The organism is Streptomyces sp. KMM 9044, assembly GCF_024701375.2.
In the GTDB taxonomy this organism is placed as follows: Bacteria; Actinomycetota; Actinomycetes; order Streptomycetales; family Streptomycetaceae; genus Streptomyces.
In genome coordinates, this window is the sequence record NZ_CP113910.1 from 2225511 (window position 1) to 2243003 (window position 17493).

A 17493-nucleotide genomic window follows, 5' to 3' on the forward strand; every position below is an offset into this window, starting at 1 on the left:
GTTCGATGCAGGGCAAGGTGCTGGGCGTCGTCGGATCGAGCGCCGGCGGGATCGAGGAACTTCGTACAGGGCTCGTGGCCCCGGCGCTCGAACGGGGCTGGACGGTTGCGGTCACGCTCACACCGACCGCAGGTCAGTGGCTCAGCGCGAGCGGCGAGACGGCGCAGCTCGAGGGGCTGACCGGCCTTCCCGTGCGGTCCGAATCACGCCTGCCGGGTGACTCCCGGCCGCATCCGCCCGTGGACTGCTACGTCGTGGCCCCGGCAAGTGCCAACACCGTCGCCAAGCTCGCCCTGGGGATCTCAGACAACCAGGCGTTGACACAGGTCAACGAAGCCATCGGAACACTGGACCTTCCGCTAGTCGTCTGGCCGCGTGTGAACGCCGCGCACGCTCGCCACCCTGCGTGGGAAGGGCACATCAAAACTCTTCGCAGTTCAGGGGTGCGGTTGATCTACGGAGACGAGGTATGGCCGCTCGCCGAGCCGCGGGCTGGGATGCCGGGACGCCGGTACCCGTGGGAAGCCGTACTAGACGCGGCCAGCAGGGCAGTCTCCTGACAGTTCCACCAATAAGTCGTGGAAGTAAGAGCAATTGGACCCGGACAGTCTGTCCGGGCCCTTCGTCTTGACCGGCTCCAGTCTGAGGGCATCACCGGCTAACGGAGGGAACGGATGCCCGATCAGGGATTGAGCGCGGCGCTTCCCGGCGCAACGACGTGGGGCGACGCATCCAGAAGCTCCCCGAACGCACGCACGGATGCGATGGGTGGCAATGACCTCGATTCTTCACTTGCGGTGTGACGTCGGTCGGTTCGGCGGTTTGCCCGTAATGTCCCCTGCCGTTCGAGGACGGGCCGTCGCGTGACGCTGCGGGGCGTCGGGTTCCACGGGCCCGAGGGTGCTGCGGGTCCTCTCCTCTCCGCTGTCGTCGGGGCGGGGCCGACCGTCAGGTGTGGGCCGGAAGCTGGGTGGCCCGCTGCCAGGCGGTGGCGAACGCCGGCGCCCAGGGCCAGGTGCGGTCGAGGTGGAGGGTGCGTCTGCGTGCGTGGGCGGTGAGCCGGGCGGGCAGGTGGTAGAGCCTCCTGCGGATCGTCTCCGGTTCGGCGGCGGCGAGTTCGGGCTCGTCATGCAGGAGAAGGAGCCTGGTCCATGCGTCGAGGTCCGCGGCGATAGTGGCAGCCAGCACCCAGGCGGCGTTCAGCTGCCAGGACTTCGAGGGCAGCAGCCCGAGGCCGATCCGCTTGATCGCCTTGACACGATCCTCGACCTCGGCATGATCACGGTAGAGAGCATCGACGAACCACACCTGCCCGGAGCCGGACACCCCGGAAAGCCCCTGGTGGGCGGGGATGTTCGTGGCGACGATCTGGTAACGCCAGCCGGTGCGCTGCTCGAACGCGGTCAGCTTCTTCAGATCGCGGCGCGAGGGCTTGACCCGGCGCACGATCAGCCGCATCCCCTCGGGCCAGCCGCTCAGGTCGCGCACCCCGGTCAGCTCGGCGACCTGGTAGGTGACCTTCTGTCCGTCCGGGCCCTTGATCTCGTGGACCTCGCCGTCCTGCCGCAGCGCGTCGTTCCACACGTCCGCGGGCAGCAGTGCGATCGCGGCCTCGTCGGCGGTATTGATGGCCCAGCCGGTCACCCAGCGCACTCGGCGGCGGCTGGTGGTCAGCGCCTGCAGATGCTCAAGGAGGCCGTGGCTGAAGGCCGCGCCGTCGATCCTCACCAGCAGCTTCGACCACAGCGGCAGCGGAGTTGCCGCAGCGCGGCGGCCAGCACCGTCTTGTGGTCGGCGACGTCGTTGGACGCCGCGTTGCCCGGCCGTAGCAGCATGGTCACGCACTCGCGGGTATTGGCCAGCCAGGCGCCCAGCGGGTGATGTCCGTAGCCGCCCTTGAACGTGCCGGCCGCGCCGTCCTTCTTGCTGGTGCAGGTCACCAAGGTGGCATCGAGATCCAGGACGTACCAGTTGGTGAGCGTGCGCCCGCATACCGAGATCCACGGGAACCCACCGGGCCGCAGGGCGAGCAGCGTCCACACCCCACGCCGTATCACGGCGCGCACGCGCTCCACCCGGGCTCCGACAGGGCCGTCGATGGCTTCCAGCGTGCGCCACAGGGTGCTGTCCGAGACCGGACGGGGGAAGAACGGCCTCCAGTGCTGCTGCAGTTGCTCGGCCTGCAGGACATTCCTCGCGCCGAGGACGATCGCGCAGGCCAGCTGGACCAGGGCCATCCCGCGATCCCGCCACCCCGGCCCGACGCCGCGGGGCAGCGCGGCGGCCAGGGCGCGGGTCAGCCCGACCCGGTCCGCGATCCGGTGCAGCAGCACCACGCCCGCATGCCCGACCAGGTTCTTGCCGTCGGCCCGCACAACGAGCCGACGATCCCATTCGGTAGCCTGCACCTGTTGGGTGCCCCCACTCTGCGACGTTCTTGATCTAGGAAGTTCAGATCATCGCAGGTCAGGGGCACCCTTCCGCTATCAGGGCGTCACATCACTGACGGACGGCCCTCGTAGCTGAATACACGAGGATGACTTCTCATCTCGATGCTCGTCTGATGCCGCCCCAACGTCAGCGGGCATGGAGCGCATCGCCGTGAGCGCTGCAAGAAGCGCCCCCACGCCAACTAGCCGCACCCGGCTCTGCAGCCTCTGCCGATGCCACCTGAGCCGGTACAACAGTGAAGACCTCTGTTCCGGCTGCGCTCGCAGTGGGATAGCCGTACAGCCTGCGCTCTGCGTTCCACCCCGTGTATGGGCTCGCCAGGACGTCCGAGACGCCCTGTTACACAAGGACTTCGGCAGGCTGTGCCAACTCGTGCGAGAGTACGGCCACCTCCGTCAGGAGGACATGGCCGTCCTCACGGGGCTGAGCCAGGCATTTCTGTCGATGCTGGAATCTGGCCAGCGACGCCTCACCAACATCGACCGGATCACCGTGCTCCTGGACGGCTTGGACGCACCAGTCGACATCACAGGGCCGATGCTCCGCCCCATAGCTGCCGCTCCAGGCCCACCTATGCGGACAGCTTCTTGATGCTCAACCGCAGATCGTGATCTTGTAGTCAGACGGCGCTTGCATCACAGATCATGACGCCGCACCGAGCGCTGGGTGGGTGAGAGGATCAAGATCCGTCAAGAACTGGATCTCGGCAGGGGGAGTGCAGGGTGGCGAAGAGATCAGCGCTGCGTGGGTATCTGCTGGAGGAGGCGCTGGCCTGGCTTCTGCGGCACAGCGGCTACCGTCTACTCGTCGACGCGAGTCAAGATCGAACTGAGCTGACTGGGTCCGGCGGTACGCTCCGAGTCCGTGGGCGTGGCGCGGTTCACCAGGTGGACGTACTTGGAGAGTTCGCCTTCACGCCCGCTTTCTCCCTCCCTGTCCGTTTGTTCCTTGAGGCCAAACATTACCGGGAGCCGTGCCGGCTGGAGGTCGTACGCAACGCCCACGGCGTACTGCACGACGTCAATGAGAACTTCATGGACCACGGGGGTACCCGGCCCAGGCGACGCTTCCAGTACACGTACGCGCTGTTCTCCGCCAACGGGTTTACGCCGGAGGCTCAGCGGTATGCCCTGGCCCATCAGATCTCCCTGGTGGATCTATCCGGCGAGTCCTTTACCCAGGGCCCCGGCGAGTGCCTGGATCATCCCGTTCTGGGATGTTGATCTCGGTGATGGGTCCCGGAAGCAGGTGAACACGGCACCCGTGGATCATGGAGTTCTCTACGCTTCAAGATCCACGAAGGTGCCGTGTTCGTTCCTCCATCATCCCCTGTCGCTGCCCCCGCTTGCGCAGTGCCCCGCCTGGAAGCCCTCGGCGAGGGGGCCGCCAAGGATCAAGTCCGCTGCCTGGTGACCGAGTTCGAGTCGGTCACCGATCCGAGAGGGGCTTGCGGGGTGCGGTACCGGCTCTCCTCGCTGCTGGCCCTGGTGGTCTGCGCTATGACCCCGTCCGGACACGACTCGATCACCGCGGCGGCGGAGTGGTGCCGACGCGCGACGCCGGAGGAACTGGCTGCCTTCGGCCTGCCCTACCACCCGCTCCTCGGCCGCTACCGGGTGCCGAGCGAGAAGACTCTGCGCAGCGTCCTGGGACGCCTGGATCCAGGTGAGATCTGTGCGGCGGCCTACGACTACCTTTGGCCCCTGCTGTCCGCACAGCCCCGCCGGCCGGAACCGGTCATGCCCGACGGCGGCACCGAGCGTGAACAGCGCCGGGCCCACCGGACAGCCGCCCACGCCGATCCGGTACGCATCCGGCGGCGGGCGATCGCTGTGGACGGCAAGTGCCTGCGCGGCGCCCGCCGCCCGGACGGCAGCCGGGTCTTCGTCCTGTCCGCCGTCCGCCACGGCGACGGCGTCACGCTCGCCTCCCGCGAGATCGGCGCGAAGACCAACGAAATCCCCGAGTTCGCCCCTCTCCTCGACCAGATCGACGACGCGGACCTCGCGGGGACGATCGTCACCGCCGATGCACTCCATGCCCCACGCGACCACGCCACCTACCTGCACGAACGCGGCGCTCACTACCTGCTGACCATCAAGAACAACCAACGCGCACAAGCCCGTCAGCTCCACGCCCTGCCCTGGAAGGAGATCCCCGTGATCCACCGTGACGACGCCCGGGGCCACGGCCGACACGAGCAGCGGCTCGTGCAGGTCGTCACCGTCGACGGCCTGCTCTTCCCGCACGCGGCCCAGGTCCTGCGCATCCAGCGCAGACGCCGCCTCTACAGGGGCGAAGAAGTGGTCCAGCGAGACCGTCTACGCCATCACCGACCTGCCCGCCGAGGAAGCGAACGCCGCCGAGATCGCGTCCTGGGCTCGCGGGCACTGGACCGTGGAAAACACCGTCCACTGGTGCCGCGATGTCACCTTCAACGAGGACAAGTACCAGGTCAGGACCCACAACACGCCCGCCGTACTCGCAGCCCTCCGCGACCTGATCCGCAGCACACTCAAGCTCGCCGGCTACGTCAACACCGCCGCCGGACGACGAGCCCACACCGAACGCCCCCGCGCCCTCACCCTCTACGGCATCACATGATCAAACCGGACGATCCAGGCACTCGCCGGGGCCCTGGGTGAAGTCGCGCCCGACGAGGTCCGGCACCGGGCCCGGCGCCGTCCGGGTCAGCGCCCACCGCTTCGGCCTCGGTTGGCAGGGCACCAGGCCCGACTCCCGCATCAGTTGCCGAACCAGTTCCGGGCCGGCGGCGACGCCCCAGCGCAGCATCTGGGCACGGACGCGCCGGTAGCCGTAGGTGCCGTCGGACATCTCGAACGCTTTGGTAATGAGGAGCCGCAGTTCCTCGCGCCGCTGGGCGGTCGCGGAGTCGGGCCGGTTTCGCCAGTCGTAGTAGCCGGAGGTGGATACGCCGAGTTGTCTGCACATGAACTCGACGGAGTAGGCGTACTCCGCGTTTCCGAGTCGCATCGATTCGATGAACTCGTACTTGCTCGCTACCGGGGATCCTTCGCGAAGTACGCTGCGGCTTTTTTCAGGAAGGCGACTTCCATCTCCAGCTCACGGTTACGGCGTTCGAGTTCCTTCAGCCGGGCCCGCTCGTCCACCGGCAGCGGTCCGTCCTGCCGTCCGTTCTCACGCTCGTGCCGGCGCACCCAGGTGCGCAGCGTCTCGGGGTTCATGCCGAGTTCTCGCGCGACATGAGCGATCGGTTTACTGGATTTCAGCGCCAGCTGGACCGCTTCCTCACGGAACTCTGGCGAGTACGAGCTTGGACGTGCCACGTGCTTCTTCCCTCGATTCCTTACAGGACAACCCTATTGGGTCCCTGTCCGAGATCTTCGGGGCCCCTCACGCCCTGCATTCACGAGCAGGCGGGCAGGACCGCCGCACCCACGTCCAGGACCCGCTCGACACTCAGTCCGTGGTCCGTCTCCCAGGGACGTCGCAAGAGGATCACAGCTCCCACGCCGAGCACTTCCAGGGACGCCGGGAGACCGGTGCCATTTCCGCCCTGGTGTACGCCTCGCCAGCCTTCACTCGCCGGTCCACCGTCGTTCGCAACCCTGCCCAGCGTCGGACGGGCCTGTTCGCTGTCGCGACTCATGAGACGCCGCTCGATCACCGCGTGGGCCGGCGCGCGGTGGCCACTACGGCACCGCGTCAGCGATGGCCCCCACAGAGCCCGCCGGAAGCCCGGCACGGGCACATGCTCTCAGGACATCCTGACGAGAGGCGGCGGGACACGCCCGTCAGTCACCGCGCGCTCTGACACCACGGGGGAGCACCCCAACCGGCCCGTCGCACAACCGGCTCGCTTGGCCTGCCCGCGCGCTCCGGACAGCCTCCTTGTTCGATTGAAGGGCGCACCATATACCCCCTACCCTTGTCCGAGGAAGCCATGATCTACGTCACGGTGCATGGATCAACCACGACAGGGAATGATCCGGACAAGACGACCGAATGGCCCATTTCATTCTCGCGGGACATGCGCGGGACCGCGGGCCTGACAACCTGTCAGGTAAGCCGCTGACCTGCGAAAACGCACGGGAATCGGACGGCCTCCGGAGCCGTGTGCGCAGGTTCGAATCCTGCCGGGGGCACTCCGGATCAAGCTTGTGACCTTCAGGAATGCGGGTCACAAGCTTATGCCCATGCCAAAGACGCAAAACGCAAGCGGTGGGGTGGGGTGGGGTGGGGTGGGGTGGGGTGGGGTGGGGTGCTGCCGTTTCGGCCTGGATTGTTTGCAGCAGCCTCACGGGGCACACCAGCCCCCATGCGGCCGGGCGACTTGCAGGAGCGACTGGAGACGGCTCTCGCCGCCCGGGGTCCTCTCGGGTTGCGGTCAGTCGTCACATCGGAATCTCGAAGTGCACCGCGGCGATGCCCGGTCCGTGTTCGCCGGTGGTACGGGCGTCGAACACCTCCTTGGCCACGCTCCGCCAGAAGGGTTCCGTCCCCTTGATGTTCACGTTGGTGTGGAGGTAGATGCACTCGTAGCCCGGCGTGTCCGCGATGAAGTCGCATGCCGCGCCGACCAGGGTACGGGCGGGCCCTCGGCGTCGGTGGTCGGGCCGCGCGTAGACGCGGACCAGTGGGGCGGTGGTTCCGGACGGGTAGCGTTCGGCCAGCCAACGCGGGTGGGGCGGGTGGTTGGGACCCTGTGACCGCACGCCGGTCGTGGCAACCACCTCGCCGTCGTGAACGGCCACGATCAGCAGGTGCCGGGGATCGTCGAGATACGTGCCCTTGATGTCCACCACGTCGTGATGCCACTGGGGCACGTACCCGTAGCCGAACTCGTTGCAGAAGGTGTCGAACATGACGCGGCGCGCGCCGTCGACGTCGGCCGGTGTCGCGGGGCGCACGGTGTACTCGTGGTGCGCGGCCTGGGTCACGGGGGCTCCTCCGTCTGGCGTGTGCCGAGCGCACGGCAGCGTCGGCAGCGGGACCCGGGAGCCGCGCCGCCCGGGTCCCGCCACGCTAGCCAGCTGAAAACACTTTTCAAGAAGGCTCGGGGCGCGTCCCGGCACCGGGCAATGCGGGCCCACACGGCGCGCGTCCGCCGCCGGCACCGTCCCGTCGACGAGGCACACGGCCGCGGTGTCGTCCGCTCAGGTGTCGCCCCGGCTTTCGCCCAGACCGGCAGCGCCGTGCTGCCCCGCTTCCCGGGCCACGGAGTGAGCGCGGTGTGTGCGGAGCCGTACCCCTTCTTCTGGCTGGACGGCGGCCCCGGCACCGTCCACCGCTACCGCGCCGACACTCCGGGAGGCGCCCGGTGACAGCGACCGCCCCCACCGATATACGGTCCGCCGCCCGCCCGGAGCTGCTCACCCTGCGCGGTCGTACCCCCGTCGTGCGCATCACGGCCGGCCTGCCGGAACCGCACCCCGGCTTCTGGGCCAGGCCCGAAGGGCTCGCCGCGGGCGGCATGAAGGCCCGGGCCGCCGTTTCCATGCTGGTGGGCGCACGCGAGCGCGGCCGGGATCTTCGCCGTCCTCACCGTCGCGCAGGCCCTGGTCCTGCCCGCCCGGGAGGTCGAACCGAGCAGGGGCACCGTGCTCGTGGACTGGCGCGAGGTCCTCGGCAACCGGACCTTCCTCGCCTTCGCGCTCGCCATGGCCGGCGACAACCCCGAGCTGTACGAGGCCCGCTTCCCCGACCCCGACCGGCTCGCCGGACGCTGGACCGAGGACTGCCCGCGGCGGCACGGGGCGGGCCCGCGCGTGCTGGACATCGGCCGCGGCAGCGGCCGCGACGCCACCCACCTGCGCGGCGCCGGCCGCAGGGTGACCGGCGCTGACCTCTCCGAGGCGATGCTCGCCCACGCCCGCACCCACCCTCCCGGACCCGAGTACGTCCACACCGACCTGCACAACTTCGACCTGGGCCGGGCGGCCTTCGACGCGATCGTCTGCCTGGACAGCGCCCTGCTGTACTGCCACACCAACAACCAGCTCGACGGCTTTCTCGCCTCCTGCCGCCGCTCGCTGGTCCCCGGCGGACTGCTGGTCGGCGAGATGCGCAACGGCGCGTACTTCCTCGGCCGTACCGACCTGCTGGACGCACCCGCCGTCAGTTCCTTCGTCTGGCAGGGCACCGCCGACCGGTCCACCACCACGCTCACAGTGGACCGTACGGCCCCATTCCTGTGCCGTACACGGGTCACGTGTGGACCCGGCCCGACTATCCGCCGGAACCGGGCCCGCCGCCGCGATAGGTGCCCCCCTGTCAGATCCCTTCGGATGCGTCCTTGTCGATCGCTTCAGGCGGTGCTCGGGCGCGCTCGGGCCGTGTCCGGTGAGCGCGCCCGGGGCGCGGGGTGCTCCGGTGTCACACGGGCGCCCCCTTTCTCCGCCCCGTCGGCCCCGCCCCGCGCAGCCCGCGCACGGCGAGGACGCCCGCGCCCACGACCGCGACGACGCACCCCGCGAGGACGACCAGCGCCGTGGTACGGCTGAGCCCCGGCAGCGTGTCCTCCCCGCCCGCGTCCGGCGCCGACAAGGTCAGGCCCTGGCAGGCGGACGGCGTGGCGACAGGCTCGGTGCCGTCCACGACCTGGAACTGGAACGCGTTGGTCTGGGTGTCGCCGTCGGTGGCCGTGACGGTGTAGGTGAGGGTGGTGACTCCCGCGCGCAGCGGGGTGACGGCGGCACAGGCGACGGAGCCGTCGGCCAGAACCGGCTGCCCCACGGGCACTGTGGTGCCGTCGGGTCCGGTCAGGCCGATCTCCGGCGTGGTGCCGGGCATCAGACGGTCGAAGGTCAGCGCGACGACGCTGGTTCCGGAGCCGGCCTTGGCGCCGGGTGCCGGCGTGGCGTCCTTCAGTGCGGTGTGGGCGTACGCGGGCGCGCTGCCGAGGAGCAGCAGCGCGCACAGGCAGCCCAGCAGGACGGCCGGCGCCCTCAGAAGTCGAAGTCCGCGCATGCTGTCCGGTTGTCCATCGCCTCACGGGGGTGGACCACGAGGGCGACCGCGTCCTCGCCGGTCTTCTGGGCGTTGTTCACCGTCGTCATGGCCTTGCCCGACTTGTCGGCGACGAACATCAGGTGCACCTCGTTCGGCGGTGTGGTCGCGCCGCCCTTCTCGAACTGGAAGTGCTCCCCGCCGTTGTCGTCCGCGCAGTGCTGGGCGTGCAGGTGGGCCATGTAGGCGTCGCCCGGCTTCAGGCCGGTCAGGGACACCGTCACCGTGGTGCCCTTCGGGCCCTGCGCCAGCCAGGCCGTGCCCTTGACGTCGTCCATGCCCGGCGGCCGGGTGTCCAGCACCTGAAGCGTGCCCTTCACCACCTCCGCGTCGGGGATCTTGTTCGCGGGGGTGGCCGAGGGGTCCCCCATCGCCATGTCGTCCATACCGTCCATGCCGTCCATGCCGTCCATGCCGTCCATGCCGTCCATGCTCTTGGAGGGGGATGAGGACGCGGCCGTGTCGGCGGACGTGTTCGAGGTGTTCTCGGAGGAGTCGCCGCCGCAGCCGGACAGCAGGGCGGCCGTCGCCGCCAGCGTGGCGCCGGCGACGGCGAGACGGGTGCGCGGGCGACGCGGCACGGCCGCGGGCCCGTCCCGTTCGGGCATCACCGAAGGCACCACTGACGTGGTGTCACGCAGGGGCGGGCGGGCGGACGTGTGGTGGTTCATGGGTCAAACTCCCGATCGATGACTGAGGCCGGGGCCCGGACGACGAGACTGCGGCGGCGCACAGCAGGCCGTCGCGTGGCCATGGGCGGACACGGCCCGGGCCGAAGAGGACAGGCCGACGCGCCTGCGGGCAGGTCGGCCGTCGCCTGTCTCCCGGCCACGGCAACAACCGGACATCGGGCCGGATTCAGGGCCGTACGGCGAGCAGCGGATCGGGAGACGGGCGGCTGACTGCGGACCGGCTCCGCGGTGGCCCTCTTCGGACGAGGACATGCCTCAGGGAGACGGGTGTCGGTTGCGGCCGCTCCCAGTCACCGGCGGCGGCCCGGTACGGCCGCGCCTCGCGCCCGTCGCCCGGGTGGAAGAGGACGCCGCAGACCCGGCGCAGTGGTGCGAAGAGGAGGGCTGCCAGGGCCCGGCCGATCCGGTGGACGGCCGCCTCGCCCCGCCAGAGCCACAGCCCGCACACGACGGCGGCCAGCAGGTGCGTCAGGAGCATCCCGGCAGTACTCCCGTGCATCACAGCGGACAACAGCGGTGTGCCGGAAGCTGTCTCCACCACCCCGGAACGGGCCCCGTGATGGTGCACGGCCACGCCGGAGTGGGTGAAGACCGCCCCGTGGTGCATGCCGGAGGCCTGTTCCGTCCCCGGCCCACCGGCCGGGGCGTCCGGCGGGCGGATCAGCAGGTGGGCGAGGCTGAACAGCAGATGCAACAGCCCCTGCGCGCCCACCGTGGCTCCGACGACGGTCGCGGCGCCGCGTTCCCGGCCGGTCAGCCACCAGGCGCCCGGGACCGTCACGGCGAACGCGAGGCCCACCGCCCACCAGGGCAGGAGGTCGCCCGACATCAGGGCATGGCCCAGCGCTGTCGTCACCACGCAGACGGCCGCCAGGACCCCGGCCCGCGCGAGACGCAGGACATCGGCGGCGTCTTCGGTGACGCCTGCCATGCGGCACCTCCGGGACATCGGGGAGACTTCTCAGGACCGACCGTTCCCGTTACTTACGGGTGGCCGGGCAGCCGCGTTCACGCATGCCATCGGTCGATGGAGGCGCGTGTGTCAGCACCGCTCGGTCACGTCCCGCTGTTCGGTGTAGCCGATCTTGTGTCTCCCGCCCCGCGGACACCGGCGCACCGGCCATCGGGGGCAGCGCCTCCCAGCGGAGCGTGATCCGCTGCACCGCTCCACGGGACACCATCCACCGTTCGAAGTGGCCCGGTCTGCCGTTCCGGCGGACCGGGCGGCGGAGCCGCTCGGCCCTCGCCCGGGGCACGAGGGCCCACCTGCCGTCGGACTCCCGCGGGGCCGCCGAGTGCCAGGGAGTCGTCCAGGCGTCGGGCGCGTCATCAGGAGTCCCGCTCCCATGCCGCACAGGCCCGGTGCTGTTCGCCGGGCAGTGCATCCACTCCGCCCGGCAGAGACGCCGACGTGACGGCGTTCCCCGGCCCCCGGAGCGACGTACGGCCTGTCAGGCCGCAGCGGCCACCGGCGTGCAGTGCTCGGCGTCGTCGAGCCACTCGATCAGCGAGGTGCGGGCTCGGGCGACGCGTGAGCGCACCGTGCCGATGGGGCAGTCGCTCACACCGGCCGCCTCCGCGTAGGGAAGTCCCACCAGCTGGGTGAGGACGAACGCTTCGCGGCGGTCGTCCGGGAGTGTGTCGAGCAGCTGGGCGAGGGCGATGCCGTCGTCGAAGCCGGGCAGACCGCGCGGCTGGGCACGTTCGGCGGCCGACTGCCAGTCATCGGTGTCCGACAGGCGCGGGCGGGAGGAGCTGTAGCGGATGCTGTCGATCACCGTGCGGCGGGCGATGGACAGCAGCCAGGTACGCGCCGAGGAACGGCCTTCGAACCGGTGCAGGCTGCCCAGGGCACGCAGGAACGTGTCCTGGGTCAGGTCGTCGGCACTCTGAGGGTCGGCGCCGAGAAAGGTCACGTAGCGGCGGACGTCTCGGTGCAGGGCGCGGACGAACTTCTCGACAGCGTCGGGGTCGCCGCTGCGGGCGGCGAGTGCCCACGCCGTGATCGACTCGTCTCCCGACACATCTTTCGATTCTTCGCGTGCTGAGGACAGGGCGGGAATGATCACCTGGTGTCTCTCCTTCTCGGGAATCCAGGGAACCGATGTCCGGGGCGGCGCGCGCAGAACAGCGGGCGGCACGGCGGAACCGGTGAAGGGTGAACGGCCGGGCACAGCTGTGTGCGGCCGATGCCCGAGGCAGGGAGCCGACGGCTCGACGTCTGTGTGGACGGGCCTCGGGAAACCGGCTGTCGTCAGGCGACAGCGGTCCCGGCGGGCGGTCCCCGAGTAGCGATCGCGTGGGTGAGAAGGAGTTGCCGCAGCCCGCGACCCGTACGGGCCCGGCGGGACCGGACGCGTGGGCGGTCCGGCGGCGAGGGCAGCCGGAAGACCAGGCGCAGTGGTGCGACGAGCCAGCCGGCGAGCGCCCGCAGGATGCGGAAGGCGGCGCGTTCGCCGTGGGCGAGCCACAGGCCGGACAGCAACGCGGCCAGCAGGTGGGCGGCGAGCATGCCCGCCGAGGACATGCCGCCCATGCCGTGATCCAGGGAATGCGCGACCCCCATGGGACCCATCGATCCCATGGAGTGCGCCGCCCCCGTCATGTGGTCCATCGACCCCATGGAGTGCATGGCGCCCGTCCCGTGGTCCATGGAGCCCACGGACGTCGACATGGCGTCATACCCCGCGCCCGGCCCGGAGGGCGAACCGCACAGCAGGTGGCCCAGCCACTGCTGGACGAGCGACCTGCCGCTGGACGGTTCCGGGTGCACGAGGGCCTGGGCGAACGAGAACGACGAGTGGAGGACGGCCTGAGCGGCCACCGCGACGGAGCCGACCAGGACCGGCCCGCGCTCGCGTCCTGCCAGCCGCCAGGCCGTGCAGCCGGTCACAGCCGCCCCTGCGGCCAGGGCCCACCAAGGCACCGGGACCCCCGACATCATGACGTGACCCAGGGCAGTGAGCAGCACGCAGACGGCCGCGAACACCGCGGCCCGTAGCGTGCGAGAACACCACCCGACAGTCATGGCGCCTCATCTTCGCAGTCCGGGTCACCTGGGTCACGGAAGGGTACGGAAACGACCCAGGTATCCGACTCAGGCCCGCCGTTGTGATCCACACCACAGCAGCGGGCGGGAACTCGCCGGTCGTTCCTGCCGACTCCTACCGAGGCCCCGGGAAGTACCGCCGGGCGGAGTCGGGGTGGAGGAGGGGCGCCGGTGGCGGCGGAGCAGAGCGAGACCCGGACCGCGGTCGGCAGCGGCCCGGCGCGGGCGACCGCGGCTGTGACCGCGCTGCTGACGTGTGCCATGGCCTTCTCGATGATGCAGCTGTTCCTGCTCGGCGCCCTGGGACCGCGGCTCGTGGACGACCTGGACGTGTCGCCGACCGTGCTGGGCCTGACCACGACCGTCGGCTTCGGGGCGGCGGCTGTGCTCTCACCGGCCGGTGGGCGTGTGGTGGACCGTCTGGGGCCACGCCGTTGTCTGGTCGCGCTGCTGCTGGTGTCGGCGGTGGCGCTGGCACTGATCGGGGCGGCTCCGGGGGCGGGGTTCCTGCTGGCGGCGGTCGCGCTGGGCGGGCTGCCGCAGGCACTGGCGAACCCCGCCACGAACAAGACGATCCTGGCCGCCGTTCCCGCCGAACGGCGCGGTTCGGTGACCGGGATGAAACAGTCGGGCGTGCAGTTGGGCGCGTTCGCCGCCGGACTGCCGCTGGCCGCGCTGGCCGGGGCCGTCGGCTGGCGGGGCGCGGTGTGGACGGCGGCCGGGACGGCCGTGGTGGCCGCGGTCTGGGCGGCGCGGGCCCTGCCCGCCGATCCGCCCCCGAAGTACGCGCCCGTCTCGTGGATCCCCCGGGGAACGATCGCCTGGCTGGCGGCCTACTCGCTACTGCTGGGCTGCGGCATCGCCTCCGTGAACACCTACCTCGCCCTCTACGGCGTACGGCGGCTCGATCTCGGCCCGACGACGGCCGCCGCCCTGGTGGCGGTGCTGGGCGTGGCCGGGATCGCCGGGCGACTGGGCTGGTCCAAGGTCGCGGGACAACCGGGCCGAGCCGTGTGGCTGCCGGGCGCACTGGCGGCCGGTGCGGTGGGGGCGGCGCTGCTGCTCGCGGCCTCCGCGTACGCGCATCCGCTGGCCTGGGTCGCGGCGGTGGCCGTGGGCGTCTTCGCGGTCGCCGCGAACGCGGTCTCGATGGTGCTGGTGATGCAGCGCGCGGCAGCCGGCCGGGCCGGCCAGGACTCGGCGCTGGTCTCAGCCGGCTTCTTCGCCGGGTTCGCGCTCGGTCCGCCGCTGTTCGGGCTGCTCGCCGCGGCCGGTCACTACGGGGCGGGATGGCTGCTGGTCGCGGGAGAGTTCCTGGGCGCGGGCGTGGTGGCCCTGGTCTGGGCGGTGCGCGAACGGCGACCGGTCGTACGGCGATGAGTACGCCGCGTGCGGTCACGGGCCCCCCGCCTGCCGTACCCGACTGGGCCGGGCGGGCGCTGAAGTCCGTCCTCGACCGGGTGGCTGTCGCCCGGACCGATGTCGGCGACCGCTTCCCGCTGTTCGCGGACCCCGGCGGCGGCCGGTGGACGACGACCGGGCGGGGCTCGTGGACGGGCGGCTTCTGGGCAGGACTGCTGTGGCTCCGCGCCCGGTATTCCGGGCAGGGGATCGACCGCGAGGCCGCCAAACGGTTCACCGCCCGGCTCACCGGCTGGGTGGACGCCGACACCGCCACGCGCGGACTGATCCTCTGGTACGGCACGGCGCTCGCCGACACACCCGAGGCCGCCGTTCTGCGTCTGCGGGCGGCTGACGCCTGCCGGGACGCCTACGACTGCGAACTCGGCCTGGTTCCCTGGGGCTCGGCGTTCGGCGGACCCCGTCTCCTGGCGCGCGTGGACGGCGTGCCCGGCATGGTTCCGCTGCTTGCCTCGGTGGACCCACGGGCGGCCGGGTCCCATCTGCGCCGTCATCTGGAACTCTGCGCGGGTGATGGCTGCTTCCGCTGGTCCTGGCGGTACGAGCGGCCTGGCGGCTGGGCGTCCTGCGACGACCCGCCGCCCGGCTGGAGCCGAGGCCGCGCCTGGCTGCTGCTGGCCGTCGCCGATGCCGCGCACCATCTGGACACCGACGATCCGGCAGAATCCGTAAGTCACTTGCTCCGGGAACCGGCTGTGCCTCCGGCCGACGAGGCACACCCCGAAGGCCCTCTCGACACCTCCGCCGCCGCCATTACCACCGTGGCCCTGCTCAAGCTCGGCCACCGCGAGCAGGCGGTCACACTTCTCGACGAACTGGTCCGCACCCATGTCACGGCGGACGGCCGTCTCCTGAACGGCTGCTACGACCTCGCCGCCGGGACGGCGACGCAACACGAGCTGATCTGGGGCGACTTCTTCCTCGCGTACGCGCTCGCCACACTCACGGGCCTCGTCGGCCCGCACGACGCCTGAGCGCTCCGCCGGACGTGCCGTGTCATGCCGTCGTTCGTCTGCGGCACCGTCTCGGCCGGTCGCTCTCCTCGCTCTCGGCTTCGCTCGAAACCGGGGGACCCGTCGTCGTCGGTCGCGGGTCACGTCCCGCTGTCCGGTGTGGCCGATCTTGTATCTTCCGCCCCTCGGACACCGACGCACCGGCCATCGGGGGCAGCGCCTCCCAGCGGAACGTGATCCGCTGCACCACTCCACGGGACACCGTCCCGTCGCGGCGGGGCCGCATGGCGATACGGCCCCGCATCCCTTCAGGGCGCTGTCGGACAGCGTGGAAACCGGCGGTCGTGCGAGGCGCGCGGAACCGCCCGGACAGCTTGCTTCCTCGTCGGAGCAGCCGTACGCGCGGGCGAGGGCCGGGGGCCGGCCGCCTCGAGGGGCGGGCCGGACGGTGACAGAGCCGCCCAACCTCACGCGCCGAGATCCAACCCAGTGCCGCGGCAGGCAATGTGTGCCCGTCAAGGGGCGGCGTCCGGTGCGTGCTCTCGGCGTGCCGGGCGCACGCCCCCGTACTGGACGTACTTGGGCTTGTGCCCGGTGCGGCGAGAGTGCGCACCGGACGCCGCGACGGGGCGAACGTTGCCTGTTGCGGCCCTAGGTGGTGCGCAGGACCCGGCGCGCGACCGACGTGACGTGCAGTTCGTCCGGGCCATCGAGGAGCCGGGCCGCTCTGCCCGTGCGAAACAGGGCGGGCAGAGCGGTGTCCGGGCCGAGGCCGGCTGCTCCGTGGACCTGGATCGCCGCGTCGGCCACCTGCTGAAGGGTGCGGGCGGCGGCCACCTTGGCCAGGCCCACCTCCACGTGCGCGTCAGCCCCCGCGTCGAGGCGGGCCACCGCTTCGTACACCAGCGGGCGGGTGGTCCGCAGGGCGAGCAGCGACTCGAAGACGTGCTGCTGGACGAGTTGCAGGTCGCCGAGCGGGCCTCGGGAGCGGGTGCGGTTCACGGCGCGCTCGCGCATCAGGTCGAAGGCCCGGCGTGCCTGGCCCAGCCAGCGCAGGCAGCGCAGGGTACGGCCGAGTTGGAGTCGTTCGCCCGCGACGGCGAGGGCCTTGCCGCGCTCGCCGATCACATGGTCCCCGTCGACCATCACCTCGTCCAGGGCGATCTCCCACTGCCCGCCCGCACCGAACACCGGCAGTTCGCGCACCACACGGAAGCCGGGTGAGGAGGTGGGCACGAGGAGCAGCGACAGCTCTTCGCGGTCCGGCGGTTCGCCGTCGGTGCGGGCGAGGACCGTGACGAGGTCGGCGTCGGCGGCCCCACTGGTGAACCACTTCCGCCCGTTCACCCGCCAGCTTCCGTCCTCCTCCGGCACGGCACGCGTGGCGGTGAGGAAGGGGTCGGTGCCCGGTGTCTCGGGCTCGGTCATCGCGTAGCAGGCCCGTATCTCCCCGGCGACCAGGCGCTCGGCGTAGCGGTCGCGGACGCCGGGGCTGCCGTGCCGCCACAGCATCAGCGTGTCGAGCAGAGGTGCCGATCCGAGGGCGGCCGGTCCGTGGTCGCTGGCTCCCTCCGCTTCGGCGACATGCGCGTACGACCCCAGCGGCAGCCCTTGCCCGCCGAGTTCGGCGGGAAGCGGCAACGCCCACAGCCCCTCGGCCGTCGCTGCCTCCCGCAGTCCGTGCAGGGCGGCTGCGGCTTCCGGTCCGCCGGCGTCCAGCAGCGGTTCACGGGGCACCACCCGGTCGCGTACGAACGCCCCGACGCGGTCTCTCAACTCTGTTGTTTCCGCCGGGCATTGGGGCGCTCCGGTGAAGTCCTCCATGCGGATTTCTCCTCACTTTCCTCAGAGGTCACGGGAACCCCGGCCGTCGGCCGTCCGACTTCCTCTTCCGTGGAACAGGTCGGGGGCGACCGCCCCCGGGTTCCCGCGCGTC

16 protein-coding genes, 1 tRNA gene and 4 pseudogenes are annotated in these 17493 nt (G+C 71.0%); 10 read left to right on the forward strand and 11 right to left on the reverse strand.

Annotation, left to right across the window (positions count from 1 at the left end; genetic code table 11):
• Positions 1–5 precede the first annotated feature (5 nt).
• Entirely contained in the window at positions 6–560 is a 555-nt protein-coding gene (locus tag HUV60_RS09840) for a flavoprotein (protein ID WP_257847779.1), read from the forward strand.
• Between the two features lie 388 nt (positions 561–948).
• On the opposite strand, the gene HUV60_RS09845 is transcribed toward HUV60_RS09840, so the two are convergent.
• Together HUV60_RS09845 and HUV60_RS09850 are read right to left on the reverse strand one after the other, a co-directional pair.
• The gene (locus HUV60_RS09845; protein ID WP_257853091.1) at positions 949–1728 is read right to left on the reverse strand and encodes a transposase; all 780 of its coding nucleotides are present in this window, start codon (positions 1726–1728) and stop codon (positions 949–951) included.
• Positions 1725–2408: a transposase gene (locus HUV60_RS09850; RefSeq protein ID WP_269441099.1), complete on the reverse strand. Its 684-nt coding sequence runs from the start codon at positions 2406–2408 to the stop codon at positions 1725–1727. The genes HUV60_RS09845 and HUV60_RS09850 overlap by 4 nt, the downstream gene beginning before the upstream one ends.
• Before the next feature lie 765 nt (positions 2409–3173).
• Here HUV60_RS09850 and HUV60_RS09860 point away from each other — a divergent pair.
• Together HUV60_RS09860 and HUV60_RS09865 are read left to right on the forward strand one after the other, a co-directional pair.
• Positions 3174–3674, forward strand: a complete 501-nt coding sequence (locus HUV60_RS09860) for a restriction endonuclease (RefSeq protein WP_257847777.1) — start codon at positions 3174–3176, stop codon at positions 3672–3674.
• Between the two features lie 84 nt (positions 3675–3758).
• A pseudogene (locus HUV60_RS09865) lies at positions 3759–5055 on the forward strand (ISAs1 family transposase).
• Here HUV60_RS09865 and HUV60_RS09870 read toward each other — a convergent pair.
• A complete protein-coding gene (locus HUV60_RS09870) occupies positions 5056–5445 on the reverse strand; it encodes an IS3 family transposase (protein WP_257847776.1) in 390 nt (129 codons plus the stop codon). It abuts the pseudogene before it with no gap.
• 26 nt (positions 5446–5471) lie between these two features.
• Complete coding sequence (locus HUV60_RS09875; RefSeq protein ID WP_257847775.1) at positions 5472–5759, reverse strand: transposase; 288 nt, start codon at positions 5757–5759, stop codon at positions 5472–5474.
• 752 nt (positions 5760–6511) lie between these two features.
• On the opposite strand from HUV60_RS09875, the gene HUV60_RS09880 reads away from it, so the two are divergent.
• Positions 6512–6575: transfer RNA gene (locus tag HUV60_RS09880), tRNA-Arg, on the forward strand.
• 252 nt (positions 6576–6827) lie between these two features.
• Here HUV60_RS09880 and HUV60_RS09885 read toward each other — a convergent pair.
• The gene (locus tag HUV60_RS09885) at positions 6828–7373 is read right to left on the reverse strand and encodes a GNAT family N-acetyltransferase (protein ID WP_257847774.1); all 546 of its coding nucleotides are present in this window, start codon (positions 7371–7373) and stop codon (positions 6828–6830) included.
• Positions 7374–7514: 141 nt separating this feature from the next.
• On the opposite strand from HUV60_RS09885, the gene HUV60_RS09890 reads away from it, so the two are divergent.
• The 4 genes and pseudogenes from HUV60_RS09890 (at position 7515) to HUV60_RS09905 (ending at position 8936) form a co-directional block, all read left to right on the forward strand.
• Positions 7515–7757: a hypothetical protein gene (locus tag HUV60_RS09890; protein WP_257850310.1), complete on the forward strand. Its 243-nt coding sequence runs from the start codon at positions 7515–7517 to the stop codon at positions 7755–7757.
• Positions 7754–7957: pseudogene (locus HUV60_RS09895) on the forward strand (pyridoxal-5'-phosphate-dependent protein subunit beta); the annotation flags it as partial. The gene HUV60_RS09890 and the pseudogene HUV60_RS09895, both read left to right, overlap by 4 nt.
• A pseudogene (locus HUV60_RS09900) lies at positions 7950–8102 on the forward strand (MFS transporter); the annotation flags it as partial. The pseudogenes HUV60_RS09895 and HUV60_RS09900, both read left to right, overlap by 8 nt.
• On the forward strand, positions 8094–8936 hold the full coding sequence (locus tag HUV60_RS09905; RefSeq protein ID WP_257850106.1) for a class I SAM-dependent methyltransferase: 843 nt from the start codon (positions 8094–8096) through the stop codon (positions 8934–8936). The pseudogene HUV60_RS09900 and the gene HUV60_RS09905, both read left to right, overlap by 9 nt.
• Before the next feature lie 106 nt (positions 8937–9042).
• Here the strand turns inward: HUV60_RS09905 and HUV60_RS09910 are convergent.
• The 5 genes and pseudogenes from HUV60_RS09910 to HUV60_RS09930 form a co-directional block, all read right to left on the reverse strand.
• A pseudogene (locus tag HUV60_RS09910) lies at positions 9043–9402 on the reverse strand (copper resistance protein CopC); the annotation flags it as partial.
• Positions 9381–10112, reverse strand: coding sequence for a superoxide dismutase family protein (locus HUV60_RS09915; protein ID WP_257847773.1), 732 nt, complete (start codon positions 10110–10112; stop codon positions 9381–9383). The gene HUV60_RS09915 and the pseudogene HUV60_RS09910, both read right to left, overlap by 22 nt.
• 187 nt (positions 10113–10299) lie before the next feature.
• Positions 10300–11064 (reverse strand): hypothetical protein, encoded by a 765-nt coding sequence (locus tag HUV60_RS09920; protein ID WP_257847772.1) that lies wholly within the window; start codon positions 11062–11064, stop codon positions 10300–10302.
• A 520-nt stretch (positions 11065–11584) separates the two neighbouring features.
• Positions 11585–12202 carry a sigma-70 family RNA polymerase sigma factor gene (locus HUV60_RS09925; protein ID WP_062189525.1) on the reverse strand — a complete coding sequence of 206 codons (618 nt, stop codon included), beginning with the start codon at positions 12200–12202 and terminating at the stop codon, positions 11585–11587.
• Between the two features lie 185 nt (positions 12203–12387).
• Positions 12388–13161: a hypothetical protein gene (locus tag HUV60_RS09930; protein WP_257847771.1), complete on the reverse strand. Its 774-nt coding sequence runs from the start codon at positions 13159–13161 to the stop codon at positions 12388–12390.
• Between the two features lie 282 nt (positions 13162–13443).
• On the opposite strand from HUV60_RS09930, the gene HUV60_RS09935 reads away from it, so the two are divergent.
• Together HUV60_RS09935 and HUV60_RS09940 are read left to right on the forward strand one after the other, a co-directional pair.
• The gene (locus tag HUV60_RS09935) at positions 13444–14562 is read left to right on the forward strand and encodes an MFS transporter (protein WP_078878221.1); all 1119 of its coding nucleotides are present in this window, start codon (positions 13444–13446) and stop codon (positions 14560–14562) included.
• On the forward strand, positions 14559–15578 hold the full coding sequence (locus HUV60_RS09940) for a sugar ABC transporter permease (RefSeq protein ID WP_257847770.1): 1020 nt from the start codon (positions 14559–14561) through the stop codon (positions 15576–15578). Before HUV60_RS09935 ends, HUV60_RS09940 begins: the two co-directional genes overlap by 4 nt.
• A gap of 630 nt (positions 15579–16208) precedes the next feature.
• Here the strand turns inward: HUV60_RS09940 and HUV60_RS09945 are convergent.
• The gene (locus tag HUV60_RS09945; protein WP_257847769.1) at positions 16209–17381 is read right to left on the reverse strand and encodes an acyl-CoA dehydrogenase family protein; all 1173 of its coding nucleotides are present in this window, start codon (positions 17379–17381) and stop codon (positions 16209–16211) included.
• Between the last annotated feature and the right edge of the window lie 112 nt (positions 17382–17493).

Bases quoted from the DNA above. Each gene is read 5' to 3' on its own strand.
- HUV60_RS09840 (WP_257847779.1), top strand. From the start codon at position 6: ATGCAGGGCAAGGTGCTGGGCGTCGTCGGATCGAGCGCCGGCGGGATC.
- HUV60_RS09870 (WP_257847776.1), bottom strand. From the start codon at position 5,445: ATGCGACTCGGAAACGCGGAGTACGCCTACTCCGTCGAGTTCATGTGC.
- HUV60_RS09890 (WP_257850310.1), top strand. From the start codon at position 7,515: ATGCGGGCCCACACGGCGCGCGTCCGCCGCCGGCACCGTCCCGTCGAC.
- HUV60_RS09905 (WP_257850106.1), top strand. From the start codon at position 8,094: ATGGCCGGCGACAACCCCGAGCTGTACGAGGCCCGCTTCCCCGACCCC.
- HUV60_RS09915 (WP_257847773.1), bottom strand. From the start codon at position 10,112: ATGAACCACCACACGTCCGCCCGCCCGCCCCTGCGTGACACCACGTCA.
- HUV60_RS09920 (WP_257847772.1), bottom strand. From the start codon at position 11,064: ATGGCAGGCGTCACCGAAGACGCCGCCGATGTCCTGCGTCTCGCGCGG.
- HUV60_RS09930 (WP_257847771.1), bottom strand. From the start codon at position 13,161: ATGACTGTCGGGTGGTGTTCTCGCACGCTACGGGCCGCGGTGTTCGCG.
- HUV60_RS09935 (WP_078878221.1), top strand. From the start codon at position 13,444: ATGGCCTTCTCGATGATGCAGCTGTTCCTGCTCGGCGCCCTGGGACCG.
- HUV60_RS09940 (WP_257847770.1), top strand. From the start codon at position 14,559: ATGAGTACGCCGCGTGCGGTCACGGGCCCCCCGCCTGCCGTACCCGAC.
- HUV60_RS09945 (WP_257847769.1), bottom strand. From the start codon at position 17,381: ATGGAGGACTTCACCGGAGCGCCCCAATGCCCGGCGGAAACAACAGAG.